Below are 14,836 nucleotides of genomic sequence, written 5' to 3'. Positions count from 1 at the left end.
GCCATTAAGGACACCCATGCGTTTGTTGCTTGTGGAAGACGATACCGCCCTCGGTGAGGGCGTACGCGCCGGATTGCGTGCCGAGGGCTACACCGTGGACTGGCTGCAGGATGGTGTCAGCGCGGTGCATGCCTTGCTCAGCGAAACCTTCGACCTGATGGTGCTGGATCTGGGCTTGCCCAGGCTCAGCGGCATTCACGTGTTGCAACAGATCCGCCAGGGCGGCTGTGACCTGCCGGTGCTGATCCTCACCGCGCGCGATGACACCGATGACCGCATTGCCGGCCTGGATGCCGGCGCGGATGATTACCTGGTCAAACCCTTCGACCTCAATGAGCTCAAAGCCCGTTTGCGCGCGTTGTTAAGACGCAGTGCCGGGCGCGCTCAGGTGGTGGTCGAACATGCGGGTGTCAGTCTCGACCCGGCCACCCAGCAAGTGCGTTACCAGGGAGCAGCGGTCGTGCTCACGCCCAAGGAATATGTGCTGCTGCATGAACTGTTGGCGCAGCCTGGCAAGGTGTTTACTCGCGAGCGGCTCACGCAACTGTTGTATGGCTGGGATGAGGAAGCAGAGAGCAATACGCTCGAAGTGCACATACACCATCTGCGCAAAAAGCTGTTTTCCGAATTGATCCGAACCGTGCGCGGTATTGGTTATCTGGTGGAGCGCTGAGATGACGTCGTTGCGCCATCGCACGCTGTGGTTGGTGTTGGCCTTGTTGATCCTGGGCACGCTGACCATCAGCATTTACAACTTCCATGACAGCGGTCATGAAATTACCGAAATCTACGACGCCCAGTTGGCGCAAAGCGCCAGGTTGTTGCAGGGCGTGGTGCAGATGCCATTGCCGGATGAGCAGCGGCGGCAGTTGTATGAGGCGTTCAACAATGCCCTGAGTCAGGCCGGACGGCACAAGATTGGGCATCCCTACGAAGGCAAAATGGCCTTTCAAGTATGGGACCTGCAGGGTAAAAGCCTGGTCCGCTCGGCCAGTGCTCCGCTGTTTGAGCAACCCCCCAGCAGCCCCGGGTTTGCCGAAGTCAGCATTGCCGGTATGGGCTGGCACGGCTTTTTGCTGCCTGACGAACAACACGGCCTGCGCATTTGGGTGGGCGAGCGGGACGATGTCCGACAGGACCTGGTGAACCGCATCGTGCGGCACACGCTGATTCCCAATCTGATCGGCATCGTGGTGCTGGCCTTGCTGGTCTGGTTGGCCATCGGTTGGGGGCTGAAACCCTTACAGAATATGGCTCAGGTGATTCGCGCCCGGCACGCCGAGTCCCTTGAGCCCTTGCTGCTGACACCCTTGCCCAGGGAACTGGAACCGATGCAGGCGGCGCTGAACCGGTTGCTGTCGCAAATCGGCCACTTGCTGCAGCGCGAACGGCGCTTTATTGGTGATGCCGCCCACGAAATGCGCACGCCGCTGGCGATTCTGCGTATTCACGTGCAGAACGCCCTGGAAGCGCAAAACGATGAGTCACGCGAGCAAGCGTTGCAGTTCCTGCTGGGCGGCGTGGACCGCTTGACCCGGGTGGTCAATCAGCTATTGACCATGGCCAGGGTCGAGCCGGAGACGGCGCGCAAAGACTGGCAGGTAGTCGATATCGAGAGCGTGGTGCGCGAGACCCTGGCCGACCTTACTCCGTTGCTCCTGGACCGAGGGCTGGAGCTGTCCCTGGATGTGGCGGCGGGGGGTTACCAGACAACCAGCGACGCACAAGCCATTGGTATTGCCTTGCAGAATCTGGTGACCAACGCCGCCAATTTCTCGCCGGCGGGCGGTGAAGTCACCGTGCAACTCAAAGAGGCTGGAAACACCCAGTTCTTGCTGAGTGTTCGAGACCGGGGGCCGGGCATTGACGAAGCGAAAATCGAACGCCTTTTCGAGCGCTTCTACAGCCGCGACAACCCCAATGGTGCAGGTCTGGGGCTATCGATTGTGGAGATGATCGCCAAGCGTCTGGGCGGTGCCATCGAACTGCAAAACCACCCCGATGGCGGGCTGCTCGCCACGTTGTCGATTCCCCGGAACGGCTAAGGCGCGTGCTCGTTTACCTGCCCTGTGTTTGCTTCAGACTTCATTAAGCCAGGCTGGCAATACTGCCTCTCAACCCACAGCGCCACTTCGGTGGCCTAACGAGTAGAGGGGCATATGGCCGATCTCATCCGTACCACTGTTTCAGCGCCCACACCCCATAATGCGAGTCGCGCTGTTTTCGCTCGCTATGGTCGAACCTCCCGCTATCTGCATTGGCTGATGGCCGGGTTGGTGATTCTTGCTTACCTGTTGATTGAGGGTCGCGGCTGGTTTCCCAAGGGCAGCGCGCTGAAGACTCTATTTGTCCAAGGGCATTTCTGGGTCGGTCTGGTGGTGTTGGCGCTGGTGTTGCCTAGGCTGCTGGCCCGCTTGCGAAGCCCGACGCCCCTTGTGCAGCCGCCACTCAAGCCAATGGTGCAGCTGGCCTCGCGTCTGACCCACCTGGCGCTCTACGGCTTCTTGCTGATCCAGCCGCTGATGGGCCTGGCGATAGTGCTGCTTGAACGTGGCGGCGTGCCACTGGGCGGCCTGACTATCGCGTCGCCCTTTGCGCTGAACAAGCCGTTGGCACACAGCGTGGAAGCGGCCCATGTCTTTGTGGGCACAGCGTTCTACTACGTCATCGGCGTGCATATCGCTGCCGCGTTCTGGCACCACTTCTATCTGCGTGACACGGTGCTCAAACGCATGCTCTAGCGCTATTGGGCTTCGCGCAGCAATTGCGCCGCGGCGTTGAACATCAGCGCATTGACCTGTTCGACCACGCGGCCAAACCACTCCGGTGCCTCGGCACTGGCGAGCTCCTCGGTCAGCTCCAATGCGCGCATGTTGCCGGTACTGAGCAGCTCCAGCAGTTCCATGCGTTTGGCCTGCCATTGCTGCGCAGTGATCGGCGATTTCGCCCGCCCTGTACCTGCGGACGGGTCTGTAACGCCTTCGATCCAGTGTTCAAGGCGGGCGATGCTTGCGCCGAGCAACGAATGCAGTTCCGCCAGCGTCTGCGGATCAGCCAACGCGGCCGCTGCCGTATCCGGGTGGGTTTTGAACTGGGCTTCCAGGCTTGCGGCGCGCTGCGAGAGGGCCAGCGCGCCGATGGTCGCCGCGCTGCCTTTCAGCGCGTGGAGGACGAATGCCTGTGCGCTGCGGTTGTGTTGTTCGCTGTGCCGCTGCAAATCGGCGAGGAGCACGTGGGCGTCCCGTTGGAACTCTTGAAGCAGGCGCTGCACTAGTTCGATGTTCATGCCAAAACGCGAGAGGATCGAGCTGCCTTCCTCCATCGTCTGGTCTGACGACGGGACTGGCCCAGCGGCATTGCCGAGCGGGTGCGGGGCGCTGTCGCGGCCGGTAATCTGCATCAGCGCGCGGACCACTTCGTTGATGTCGACCGGCTTGCCGACATGTTCATTCATGCCCGCAGCCAGACACAATTGACGGTCAGCCTCGGAGGCATTGGCTGTCATGGCCAGAATCGGCACGCGGGCCAAGCCTGGCTCGGCGCGAATCCGCCGCGTGGCTTCGTAGCCATCAATGTCCGGCATCTGCACATCCATGATGATGGCGTCGAACGGCGGCGTTGCAGCGAGCGCCATCCTTACGCCCTGCAATCCACCTTCGGCCAATTGCACCTGAGCGCCTTCGTGACTGAGTAACTCGGCGGCCACTTGCCGATTCAAGGCGTTGTCTTCGACCACCAACAGACGCAGGCCCTGGAGACGGACGTGACTGCTGTGCTGTGAGGCGCCGCCTGTTGAACTATCAGCGCTTCCGTCCAGTGCCTGGTGCACGCTCAAGGCTAATTGCTGGGGCGTTATCGGCTTGGTCAGAAACTCCACGAACGGCGACTGCATGGTCTCCTGGATATGCGCCAAGGCTTCCCGGCCGTAGGCGGTGATCATCAGAATCACCGGTTGATGGCGCAGCTCAGTGTTGTCGTGGATAAGCTGCGCCGCGCCCAGGCCGTCGAGCTCAGGCATACGCCAGTCCATCAACACCACGTCGTAAGGTTGGTCCTCATGTTGGGCCTGACGCACACGCTCCACGGCCTGCCGGCCATTGGCGACCAGATCGGCGTGCCAGCCCAGCGCTACCACCGTTTGCTGCATCAACTCGGCGGCCACGCGGTTGTCATCGGCAATCAGAATTCGCAAGGAGGGGGCGATGCCCTGACAGGCACCTTTGAGCGTGATACCGGGTTCCACAGTGAAGGCCAGGTCAAACCAGAAGCGGCTGCCTTTTCCAGGCTCGCTGATAACCTGCAACTGACCGCCCATGAGTTCGACCAGGCGTTTGCAAATGACCAAGCCCAGGCCGCTGCCACCAAAACGGCGGCTGGTTGAGGTTTCCGCCTGGGCAAAACCTTCGAAGATATAAGCCTGCTGCGGCTGGGCAATGCCAATGCCGGTATCTGTCACGGCGATACGCAACAGGGCTTCTGTGTCGTTACTTTCCAGCTCCGTGATGCTGACGATCACATAGCCTTTGGGGGTGAATTTCAGGGCATTGCCGGCTAGGTTGATCAGTATCTGCTGCAAGCGCTGACTGTCGCCGAACAGCACACCGGGCAGGTTGGGCGACAGGTCGAAGACGACTTCGACTTCCTTATCCCCTTGATTGCCGGACAGCACGACGGCCAAGTCGCGCATCAGCCGCTCCAATTCAAAGCGATGGACGTCAAGCTGCAATTTACCGGCTTCGATTTTGGAGAAGTCGAGAATATCGTTGAGCAAGCCCAGCAGCGAGGTGGCCGCCGACCTGGCTTTGTTGACATAGTCGCTCTGGCGGGGGTTGAGGACCGTATGCAGGAGCAGTTGCAACATGCCGAGCACAGCGTTTAAAGGGGTACGGATTTCATGGCTCATATTGGCCAGAAATGCCGACTTGGCGGCGTTGGCCGAGTCTGCCTGCAGCTTGGCTTGTTGCAGTTCCGCCGTACGTTCGGCGACCTGGGTTTCCAGCTCGGCGTACAAGGCTTGCAGAGACGCCTCGGCTGATTTTTGCTGAGAAATATCGCGCACTGTCTTGGACGCGCCGATGATCACCCCCGTGCCGTCGCGAATAGGGGCCACTGAGACGGAGACCTCGACCAGATGGCCGTCACGGTGCAGCCGTTGGGTTTCGAAGTGAGTGACCCGTTCACCGCGGTTGATGCGCGCCAGAATGTCTTGTTCCTGGTCCCGCAAGTTCGATGGCACCAGCAGCTCGGCCAGGCGCCTACCCACGGCCTGCTCCGAGGTAAAACCGAAAATCAGCTCGGCGCCCTTGTTCCAACTGGTGATCATGCCGGTCAGGTCTTTACCAATGATGCCGTCGGAGGAGCTTTCGACGATGGCGGCAAGACGTGCCTGGTCGCTGAAAATTTCGATGCGCCGGCGCCTTGAGGAATCCAGCATGGCCAGCAGGGCGGTGATCAAGCCGCTGATCAACAAACCCAGGAGCAGAACCTGCTGTGGGGCGGTGTGGTTGAGCGTCGCCACAAAGGAGGGGTAAGCCGTTAGTTTCAACCGCCACTGGCGGCCGAAGATTTCGCACGTCAGCTCGTTACTGATCAACGACTGTGGATTGTCGGCTCCCCCCGAGCGGTCATAGAAAGGTGTGGAGCTGTGGCCTTCGCCAAGGTCGAACAGCTGTAAACCCAAGCCTTCGTTGTAGATCCCCAGATTCTCCAGCACCTCGTCGATCTGTAACGCTGCGTAGCTCCAGCCAATGGCGGTGGCTTGGCGTTCATCAACGTCAGCCGGGGTAACGGCGCTGCGATAGATCGGCAGCAGCATCAGAAACGCCTTGGTGCTGCGGTCGCTGCTGTCGAAGAACACGATGGGGCGGCTCAGTTGGACGTCGCCACTGCGCAGAGCAGCGAGCGCGGCACTCTGGCGTTCCGGGTCGGAGGCGATATCCAGACCGACGCCGGCCTTGTTGAGCGCCATGGGCCAGACGAACTGCACCAGAAACCGTTCGCCCGCGTGGGGTTGGAACTGATGCACGGTGTACTCCGGTTGGCCCTGGCGCCTTTGTTGTTGCACGAACGCTGCCTGCTCTGCTTCTGCCACCCGGCGAATAAAGCCAAAGCCTCGAGAGCCGGGAAATTCCCGGGTGGCATCGCGGGTTTGCTGGTAACGCTGAAACCCTTCCAGGCTCAACTGTTGACCGTCCACGGCCTGAATGGCGCCGCGCAGGCCGCGAAGACCGTATTGATAAAGGTGCATTCGGCGCACCACCGCATCAGCGGTTTCGCTTAACTCGACGTTGAGCGCCTGCCGGGTCAGGCGGTCATTGCGTCGCTGGGTTTCTGTGGCAGCCAGCAGACTCAGGCCTGCACCGACGACAAAAACAAGGGCAATCCATGGGCGCACAGTCAACTCCTGATCGGGTTCAACAGCAGCAGGTGCTGCCCCTAAGGAAAGCCCTTGGCGAGCAATTCGGACATCCGGGCAAAGGTCGTCGGTTGGCTGTACAAGTAGCCCTGAATGACGGAGCAACCTTTTTCTTGTAGCGCTTGCGCTTGCTCCTGGGTCTCAACGCCCTCAGCCACCAGCTCGAGGTCCAGCGCCAGGCCGATGTTGATAATGGCCTCGACAATCGCCAGGTCGGTGCTTTCGGTGAGCATGTCGCGCACAAAGCTTTGGTCGATTTTCAGCACATTGATGGGGAAGCGCTTGAGGTAGGCCAAGCTGGAATAGCCGGTGCCAAAGTCATCAATGGCAATGCGAATACCCAGTTGCCGGAGGGCCATCAGGGTTTCCAGGGTCTGGTCGAAGTCTTTCACCAGCACGCCTTCGGTGATTTCCAACTCCAGCAGGTCATGACGCAGTCCCGTGGTGGCCAGTACCTCGATCACCATCGGCAAAAATCCGGGTTCGCGAAACTGCACAAAGGAGATATTGACGCTGATACAGATATTCAGCCCCTGCACCTGCCATTGCCGCCCTTGTTCACAGGCACGCTGCAAGACGAACTGACCCATCGGCAGGATCAAGCCGGTTTCTTCGGCCAAGGGAATGAAGGTCGCAGGCGACAGCGGGCCATCCGGTGCGGTCGGCCAGCGTATGAGCGCCTCCACGCCAATGATCTGTTGCCGCTTGAGGTCGACCTTGGCCTGGTAATACACCTCGAATGCTTGTGCTTGTACCGCCTCGCGCAAGTGGCGCTCGAGCTTGTGCCTGGCGCGTAGATCGTTTTCCGTTTCGATGCTGAAAAAACGCCAACGATGACGGCCTTCTTGCTTGGCCTGATACATCGCGGTTTCAGCATGGCGGAAGAGCAACGGAACATCGGCGCTGTCGTGTGGAAACACGCTGATGCCAATGCTCACATGCAGGTCAAAACGCTGGTCGTCGAGCACAAAGGGTTCACTGATCGCCTGCAAAACGCGCTCGGCATAGTCACCTAGGGCGGTCATGCTGCCGGCATCTTTGATCAGAATGATGAACTCATCGCCACCCTGGCGACTCAGGGTATCGCCAGGCTTGCACAGGTTTTTAAGGCGCGCGGCCATTAGTTGCAATAAACGATCACCGGTGGCGTGGCCCATGGTGTCGTTGATCGTTTTGAAGTGGTCGATATCTAGCAACAGCATGCCTACCTGCCGCTGCCCGGGGTGAGACTGGATAGCCGCGTGGGTTTCTTCCTGCAGGTGGCGCTGATTGGGGAGGTGCGTGAGGGCGTCGTAGCGGGTCAAAAAGTCGAGCTTCGCGTGCTCGGCGATTTTGCGCGCGCTGACATCGGTCAGCAGCATCAGGATGTTGCTGTCCGGCTGGCCGCTGGCGCGGGCGATCAGGGTGATTTGAGCAAAGCGCAGACCGCCGTAGGGGGCGGGTAGCTCAATTTCGAAACTGACCGGCTGGCCCTCAAGCAACGACTCGATATGTTGGTCGATCAATTGGAAGTTCTTTTCCCCCACAACCTGCCGCAAGGGCTGTCCCAACATGTCGTCTGCACGGATGCCAAACCAATGCCCGTTTTGGTCGTTGCAGAACAAATTGTTGAGGTCGCCGCTCCAGAACGCGATAAACGCCGGTAGGTAGCGGATCAGGTCTTCCAGGTTGCGCCGCGCTTCGGCGAGTTTTTGCGTTTCGGTGTGCAATTGCACATGGGTACGGATTCGGGCCCGGGCGATGGGCACGTTGAGGGGCTTTTGCAGAAAGTCGACCGCACCATGAGCCAGTGCTTTGAGCTCGAACTGTGCCTCGGTGTGCGATGTGACGAAAATCACCGCGGCGTCTTTGAGGGCCGCGTCGGCCTTCAGTGCGGCACAGACTTGATAGCCGTCCATGTCCTGCATTTCGATGTCGAGCAAGACCACGTCTGGTGGGCACCGTTTCGCCAGCTCCAAGGCTTGGGCACCGCTGGTAGCAAAGTACACCTCGCCCAGATCGCGCACGGCTTCGCGCAGAATCTTGATATTGGTGGTCTGGTCATCGACGATCAAAATGACTGCCGGTTTGCCGTGGAACTCCTTGTACATGGCAGCTGCATCCTTGAGCGAGCGGGGGCGACGCCTTCAGGTTAGTTCAGCCACCGCCCTGCGTTGCGTTAACGTGCGAAAAAGCCCGGCTGCGCTTAAGGAATGATCAGGCCCTTGCGCCTGTAGGCCTCGATGTCTATGCCAAAACTGCCAGAGCAAGCGACCTCGCGCACCCGCAACTCCCGGCCACCGCTGTCCTTGGGGTTGCGCCCGAGGTCGATAACCCGTTCTGTGCACGGTTTCTTTTCGGCGTCGAGGACCACCAGCAGGCGCGGCTTGAGTTTGTTGTCGGGCGGACAGCCAATGATGATTGCCACTTCACCACTGCTTAACTCGACGATCTCTCCCGGTGGATAAATGCCGATCAGGCGGATAAAGGTGCCGACGATGTCTTCGTCGAAGTGGCTACCCGCCGCGTCAAAGAGAATACGCAGCGACTCCAGGCTGGATTTGCCCTTGCTATAGATACGGTCACTGTTGATCGCGTCATAGGCATCGACCACCGCTACGATCTTGGCGCTATACGGGATGCGACTGGCGTCGAGCCCTCGCGGATAGCCGTGGCCGTCCAGCCGTTCATGATGGGCGTAAGCCACGTCGACGGTGGCCGGGGTGACCTGCTGGTTGCTGAGCAGCAGGCGCCGACCGTGGTCGGCATGCATTTTCATGATCACCAGTTCTTCGGCGGTAAGCGCGCCTGGTTTGTTCAGAATTTCGCTGGGTACTTTGATTTTGCCCACGTCGTGAAGCATGCCGCAGACGCCGATTTCCTCCAGCTCCAACGGCAGCATGCCCAGCTCACGGCCCAGAGCAATGGCAAAAATCGCAACACGCAGGGAGTGTTCGGCCGTGTACAGGTCGCTGTTCTTGATTCGCGCCAGCCATAACAGCGCGGCAGGGTTGCGCAGAATGCTGTCCACACACTCCTTGACCACGGCTTTGACCGCATTTACATCGAGGTCCATCCCCAGTTGCACGGCATTGAGAATTCTCAGTGACTCAGCGTGCGCCGCGTTCCAGGCCGGCAATGCGACGCTCAGTTCCTGAAAGAAATCTACTTTTCTGATTTTCGCTTGAGGCACCGCTGGGGTTGGCGCAAGCGCCCACTCTTCAACGCTGTGTGAGCGGTCGCTATCGACCCAGACGAACTTGCACGTCGCCTGTACCGCCCGTAACTCATGGTTGGTTTGCAGCAAGAAGCCCTGAAAAAGAAAAGCCGTTTCGTGCCATGGGCGGTCCAGTTCCACCACATACATACCAATGCGCAGGTGTTCGACATCCATTTTTATCAGTGAGCTATTAGAGGTGGATGGCATTGCGGTGATCCCCGAGTACAGCAACAACGGCACAGCCTGCTGACTATGCCTCGAGCCTTTGGGCTCTATCTGATATTTGCCTGCATCCTTTTTTACAGCATAGCGACTGGGCAATGGCTTGTGGCCAGTATGGTTGGCAGAACCTTAAGTCTTTCTGAAGACGGTGCACATCCCCTCCTTTGGTTCAATCATCGCCGTGCGGCAGCAACAGGATGCTGCTTTGTATGCGGTAGAGCAGGTGCTCTGCGGTGCTGCCCAACCATTTTTTCAGGCCGTGGTGCTGAAGGCGGCCCATCACGATGATGTCCATCTGTTGTTGCTCGGCGAACTCGCCTAACGCGCGTGCCGCGTGGCCCATCACCATGTGGCAGTTCTCGGCAGGTATGCCGTTGCGCTCGGCCAGAGCACTGAACGCCTCAACCTGAGCGGCATGGAACTCTTGGGTGAGGGTCGATACCGACCACGCCGTGTTACTGACCAAATCACGTTCAGCGGCCGCAACGGAGGTCAGGTCGTAGGCGTACACCAGGTGCACGTCTGCCTTGCATTGCATCCCCAGTTTCAACGCCTCGTAGATAATTTGCTCGTTCAACTCCAACTGTTCACTGCCGGCGTTGAACGGATCCACGGCGGCCATTATCCGGCGTGGCAAGGGATGATCGACCCCTGTCACAAAGTGCATCGGGATGCTGCATTGACGAGCCAGGAGCAGGTCCAGCGGGGAGAGCAGGGCGCGTTCAAGCAAGGTGCTTGGCTCAACCGCTTTGATCAGCATGCTGGCTGGCATTTCTCGCACATGCTGGAGTATCTCCGGCAGCGGGTCTTTTACCCACTGTGCCTCAACCGTGACATCGACTCCGAACTGACGCATGGACTCGGCCTGGGTTTCCAACCAGCGACGGTGGTGCTCGACATAGTCCGTGCGCAGCATCTGCAAGGCTTGTTCGTTGACCAGCCCGGCCGTCGCCAGGCCTTCCAGATAATCAAAAGCGACGATATGCAGCGCCGCGCCGAGTGCTTTGGCAAGCATCATGGCGCGGTCAAAAGCGGGGTCTTTGTGCATCAGGGGTGGGGCGATCAGCAACAGGCGCTGAGCAGCCGTACTGAGTTGGGCAGACATGGGGCACCTCACATGGGTATCCGGCGGGTTGTTCCGCCATCGGCCCGTTGAGTGTGCAAGCACGCTGCACCGCCGGTTTGATTGAAATCAATTGTGCCGGTATCACGCGGTAACCGACATACGGTGGTGCTATGGGGTGTATACCTAGAAGTGCGCTTGATCTAGGTCAATAGCCTTACGCATTTGTGAGAACAGTCTTACGTCATATTTCCCCGTCGGAGCAGATGTGATGCCGCTAATGAAAGCCGCCGTTTTCATCGAGAAAAACCGCATCATCCTCGCCGACAAGCCCATTCCGGACATCGGCCCGCTTGATGCGCTGATTCGCATCACCACCACCACCTTATGCGGTACCGACGTGCATATCCTGCGCGGCGAATACCCCGTGCAAAAAGGTCTGACCATTGGCCATGAACCGGTAGGGGTGATCGAAAAACTGGGCGCACAGGTGACCGGTTTTGTAGAAGGCCAACGGGTAATTGCCGGCGCCATCACCCCCAGTGGCCATAGCTTTGCTTGTCTATGTGGCTGCTCCTCACAGGATGGCCCCGACACTCCTCATGGCTTTCGTGCCACCGGTGGCTGGAAGTTCGGCAACCTGATTGACGGTAGCCAAGCGGAATACCTGCGCGTACCGGATGCAATGGCCAACCTGTGTGCGATTCCCGATCACTTGAGCGATGAGCAGGTGCTGATGTGCCCGGACATCATGTCCACCGGCTTCAGCGGCGCAGAACGCGGTGAGGTGAAAATCGGCGATACCGTGGCGGTGTTTGCGCTCGGACCCATTGGCCTGTGCGCGGTGGCTGGCGCCAGGCTCAAAGGGGCAACCACCATCATCGGCGTGGATACGGTGGCCGCTCGTATGACGGTTGCACGCAGCATGGGCGCCAGCCATGTGGTGGATTTCAAACAAGGCGATGTGGTGGCGCAGATCATGGCCATTACCCAAGGACGCGGCGTCGACGTAGCCATTGAGGCCCTGGGTTCGCAGGCTACGTTCGAATGGGCGTTACGTGTATTGCGCCCGGGTGGGGTGCTTTCCAGCCTGGGGGTTTACTCCAGCGACCTGAGCATTCCGGTAAGTGCCTTTGCGGCCGGACTGGGTGATTACAGCATCGTCAGCACCTTGTGCCCGGGTGGCAAAGAGCGAATGCGTCGACTCATGGCGGTGGTCGCCAGCGGGGCAGTCGACCTCAAACCGTTGGTCACCCACCGCTTCAAACTCGATGACATTGAAGCCGCCTACGAGTTGTTTGCACACCAACGTGACGGCGTACTGAAAGTGGCTATTACCCCTTAGTCCTCGGGAGCGTTTTCCATGCTTATTGCAATCTGCCATAGCCAGCCAGGGCGGTGCTGTTCGGTGAGGTTGGGCGACTACTCGGTGCCTTTTTCCTCGGACGCTCAAGCCGAAGCCTTTGTCAGGGTGTTGCGCCAGCGCATTGCCGCGCCCCATCGATTGCCCGCAGTCGTGGAACCGACCAGTCCATTGGGCGCGCCCGGTAGCAATTACGTAGCCCGCCGCCAAGCCTTACGTGCGTGAAGCCTGGCCAATGAACATCACATGTTGAGGTCTACGTATGCACACTGTCATCGCCCACACCTCATGCGGCGCAAGCGGTTGCTCAGCTCCTTCTGGCGATTCGGTTCAAGCGGCAATTGCCATTCATATTCAGCCGATGGTGGCTGCTTGCACGACCTGTGCGGTCAATGGGCTTTGTCTGCCCTTGGGTTTTTCCAAGGATGAGACTGCTCGTCTGGATACCCTCATTTCTCAACGCGTGAAGGTGAAAAAAGGGGCGGCTTTGTTTCATGCCGGTGAGCCTCTGCAGCATTTGTATGCGGTGCGTCTGGGCTCGTTCAAAACCCACCTGGTCAGCCCCGATGGCCGCGGTCTGGTGACCGGATTTCTGATGTCGGGTGACATTCTGGGGCTGGATGCGATCAGCACGGACCGCCATGCCTGCAGCGCCGTGGCGTTGGAAGACAGCGAAGTGTGCCCGATATCGTTCAGTCGTCTGGAGCGGTTGGCCGGCGAGTTTCCCTCGTTGCAACATAACCTCAACCGCATGCTCAGCCGTGAAATTGTCCGTGACCATGAGATGTTGATGATCATGGGATGTCGCAATGCGGACGAGCGCGTCGCGGCATTTCTGGTCGGGCTATCCCAGCGGTTTGTCCGTCGCGGCTATTCGGCCCATGGCTACCTGTTGCGCATGAGCCGGGAAGACATCGCGTCATACCTGGGTTTGCGATTGGAGACGGTCTGCCGAAGCCTGGCGCGCTTCAGGGACATGGGGCTGATCATCTACCAGGGCCGGGTGATGGAAATTCTCGACCTGCCGGCCTTGCAAGCGCAGGTGCAATACGGCGGCAAACAGGCACTTATTTGATGTTCCAGTAACGCTGCATTTCCAGGAACAGAAACGAGGCCGTCCAGGTGATCAGCACCAGGCCCGTCAGTGCTTCCAGGCCAGTGAGGTATTTCAGCGGGCCGAACGGCTCGATATCGCCGAAGCCGATAGTGGTAAAGGTGGTGAAGGAGAAATACGCACAGTCCAGCAACGTGCCGTTGAAGGCGCCCATCAGCGTGCCCCAGTCACCGCGTTTGATCATCAGAAAGTACGCCAGGGCAAAGCACCAGATCTCCACGCCATGGGCGACCATGGCGCCCAATACGCCAAAGACGATACGGAACCGATGCCAGACCTTCAGGCGCGGCAGTATCGCGTTGAGGCGCAGTAGGCACTCGTAGTGAATGATTACGGCGGCCACTACGACCGTTATGTTGATCAGGCACAGCAGTAGCATCCGAGCCTCCTTCACCTTGCCCAGGTCGATGAACCACGGCCGGAGGATGTTCGTATGGCTCCGACGGCATGTTGATAATTATCAACTTGGGTGCCCACCGGGTTTGGCAACCTGAGTGCAGACAAACCTCTGCGCTGCAGCGTTTTAATCCCGTTATGTGAGGTAACCATGCGCGCCTACAAACGCTTGTTGTTAGTTGCCAACCCGGCTATGCACCATGGCCTTGCCATCCAGCGCTCTGCTGAAATCGCCAAGGCCAGCGGGGCCGCCTTGCACCTCGCCGTATTCGAACAGATCCCCAGCCTTCTGCCGTTTCTGGCCAAGGAAACCCAGGACAGCGCCAACCTCTGCCACCTTGATGCAGTCGAGGGCTGGTTACATAACGAGGCGCAGCTGTTGCGCGCCAGGGGGCTTGAAGTTTCTACCGAAGTGGCCTGGAGCGAGGCAGTCGTGCAGACCATTCTCGACCATGTCGAGCAAAGCGACGCTGACCTGTTGATCAAGGACATCCACCACGAACCGGTGCTGAAGCGCACGTTCATTACGCCGCTGGACTGGCACCTGCTGCGTCAATGCCCGGTGCCTGTCCATCTGATCGGCCCGGCGGGCAACGCAGTACCGCAAGTGATCATCGCCGCCGTGGATGCCGCAAGCCCCGACGCCCTGCGCAACGGCCTCAATGGACGAATCATCGAAGCGGCGCAGCGGCTGGCCGAGTACAGCGAGGCTCAATTGCATCTGGTGCATGCCCTGGACCTGACCTCGGTGTACTTCGGCGATGCCACCGGCAGCACCCTGGCCTGGGCCGATCTGTGGGCGCATGTGCAACTTGAAGTGGAGAAAACCTTCCACGACTTAGCCGATCGCTACCGCATTCCATCAGGCCACTGTCACTTGTCGGTCGGTGCGCCTGTGCAGGTACTGGCGGAGCTTTCTGAACAACTTGACGCTGATGTGCTGGTAATGGGGCGTGTGCACCGTTGCGGCCTCAACAAACTGGTGGGCAGTACCACGGAACATCTTTTGTACCGCTCCTCGCGCAGCATTCTGGCGGTTTGATCCTGCGCGGAGGGCCTCGAGA

The 14,836-nt window shown here is 59.3% G+C and carries 11 protein-coding genes; 6 read left to right on the top strand and 5 right to left on the bottom strand.

The window, feature by feature from the left end:
* Nucleotides 1-16: 16 nt before the first annotated feature.
* The 3 genes from C8K61_RS13745 to C8K61_RS13735 all read left to right on the top strand — a co-directional run bounded on the left by C8K61_RS13745 (nt 17) and on the right by C8K61_RS13735 (nt 2,741).
* Nucleotides 17-673, top strand: a complete 657-nt coding sequence (locus C8K61_RS13745; RefSeq protein WP_108096816.1) for a response regulator — start codon at nt 17-19, stop codon at nt 671-673.
* 1 nt (nt 674) lies between these two features.
* On the top strand, nt 675-2,045 hold the full coding sequence (locus C8K61_RS13740; RefSeq protein WP_108096815.1) for an ATP-binding protein: 1,371 nt from the start codon (nt 675-677) through the stop codon (nt 2,043-2,045).
* Between the two features lie 114 nt (nt 2,046-2,159).
* Nucleotides 2,160-2,741, top strand: a complete 582-nt coding sequence (locus C8K61_RS13735) for a cytochrome b (RefSeq protein WP_108096814.1) — start codon at nt 2,160-2,162, stop codon at nt 2,739-2,741.
* 2 nt (nt 2,742-2,743) lie between these two features.
* Here C8K61_RS13735 and C8K61_RS13730 read toward each other — a convergent pair whose 3' ends face one another.
* The 4 genes from C8K61_RS13730 to C8K61_RS13715 all read right to left on the bottom strand — a co-directional run bounded on the left by C8K61_RS13730 (nt 2,744) and on the right by C8K61_RS13715 (nt 10,941).
* On the bottom strand, nt 2,744-6,394 hold the full coding sequence (locus tag C8K61_RS13730; protein ID WP_256589432.1) for a hybrid sensor histidine kinase/response regulator: 3,651 nt from the start codon (nt 6,392-6,394) through the stop codon (nt 2,744-2,746).
* Between the two features lie 41 nt (nt 6,395-6,435).
* Entirely contained in the window at nt 6,436-8,505 is a 2,070-nt protein-coding gene (locus C8K61_RS13725; RefSeq protein WP_108096813.1) for an EAL domain-containing protein, read from the bottom strand.
* A gap of 95 nt (nt 8,506-8,600) precedes the next feature.
* Complete coding sequence (locus tag C8K61_RS13720) at nt 8,601-9,821, bottom strand: HD-GYP domain-containing protein (RefSeq protein ID WP_108096947.1); 1,221 nt, start codon at nt 9,819-9,821, stop codon at nt 8,601-8,603.
* A 184-nt stretch (nt 9,822-10,005) separates the two neighbouring features.
* Nucleotides 10,006-10,941, bottom strand: a complete 936-nt coding sequence (locus tag C8K61_RS13715; protein ID WP_108096812.1) for a universal stress protein — start codon at nt 10,939-10,941, stop codon at nt 10,006-10,008.
* A gap of 229 nt (nt 10,942-11,170) precedes the next feature.
* Between C8K61_RS13715 and C8K61_RS13710 the strand changes: the two genes are divergently transcribed.
* Nucleotides 11,171-12,244 (top strand): NAD(P)-dependent alcohol dehydrogenase, encoded by a 1,074-nt coding sequence (locus C8K61_RS13710; protein ID WP_108096811.1) that lies wholly within the window; start codon nt 11,171-11,173, stop codon nt 12,242-12,244.
* 379 nt (nt 12,245-12,623) lie between these two features.
* On the top strand, nt 12,624-13,337 hold the full coding sequence (locus tag C8K61_RS13700) for a helix-turn-helix domain-containing protein (RefSeq protein WP_256589438.1): 714 nt from the start codon (nt 12,624-12,626) through the stop codon (nt 13,335-13,337).
* Here the strand turns inward: C8K61_RS13700 and C8K61_RS13695 are convergent.
* On the bottom strand, nt 13,330-13,755 hold the full coding sequence (locus tag C8K61_RS13695; protein ID WP_108096808.1) for a potassium channel family protein: 426 nt from the start codon (nt 13,753-13,755) through the stop codon (nt 13,330-13,332). The two genes, C8K61_RS13700 and C8K61_RS13695, sit on opposite strands and share 8 nt — an antisense overlap.
* A 168-nt stretch (nt 13,756-13,923) precedes the next feature.
* On the opposite strand from C8K61_RS13695, the gene C8K61_RS13690 reads away from it, so the two are divergent.
* The gene (locus C8K61_RS13690) at nt 13,924-14,814 is read left to right on the top strand and encodes a universal stress protein (RefSeq protein WP_108096807.1); all 891 of its coding nucleotides are present in this window, start codon (nt 13,924-13,926) and stop codon (nt 14,812-14,814) included.
* The last annotated feature ends 22 nt before the right edge of the window (nt 14,815-14,836 follow it).

The organism is Pseudomonas sp. GV071 (assembly GCF_003050835.1).
Classification (GTDB): Bacteria; Pseudomonadota; Gammaproteobacteria; order Pseudomonadales; family Pseudomonadaceae; genus Aquipseudomonas.
Note: the sequence above shows the minus strand (reverse complement) of the source record. Positions and strands in the feature narration are given on the sequence as shown.

Coding starts and splice junctions, on each gene's coding strand:
- C8K61_RS13745 (WP_108096816.1), top strand. CDS start 17: ATGCGTTTGTTGCTTGTGGAAGACGATACCGCCCTCGGTGAGGGCGTA.
- C8K61_RS13740 (WP_108096815.1), top strand. CDS start 675: ATGACGTCGTTGCGCCATCGCACGCTGTGGTTGGTGTTGGCCTTGTTG.
- C8K61_RS13735 (WP_108096814.1), top strand. CDS start 2,160: ATGGCCGATCTCATCCGTACCACTGTTTCAGCGCCCACACCCCATAAT.
- C8K61_RS13725 (WP_108096813.1), bottom strand. CDS start 8,505: ATGTACAAGGAGTTCCACGGCAAACCGGCAGTCATTTTGATCGTCGAT.
- C8K61_RS13720 (WP_108096947.1), bottom strand. CDS start 9,821: ATGCCATCCACCTCTAATAGCTCACTGATAAAAATGGATGTCGAACAC.
- C8K61_RS13715 (WP_108096812.1), bottom strand. CDS start 10,941: ATGTCTGCCCAACTCAGTACGGCTGCTCAGCGCCTGTTGCTGATCGCC.
- C8K61_RS13710 (WP_108096811.1), top strand. CDS start 11,171: ATGCCGCTAATGAAAGCCGCCGTTTTCATCGAGAAAAACCGCATCATC.
- C8K61_RS13700 (WP_256589438.1), top strand. CDS start 12,624: ATGGTGGCTGCTTGCACGACCTGTGCGGTCAATGGGCTTTGTCTGCCC.
- C8K61_RS13695 (WP_108096808.1), bottom strand. CDS start 13,755: ATGCTACTGCTGTGCCTGATCAACATAACGGTCGTAGTGGCCGCCGTA.
- C8K61_RS13690 (WP_108096807.1), top strand. CDS start 13,924: ATGCGCGCCTACAAACGCTTGTTGTTAGTTGCCAACCCGGCTATGCAC.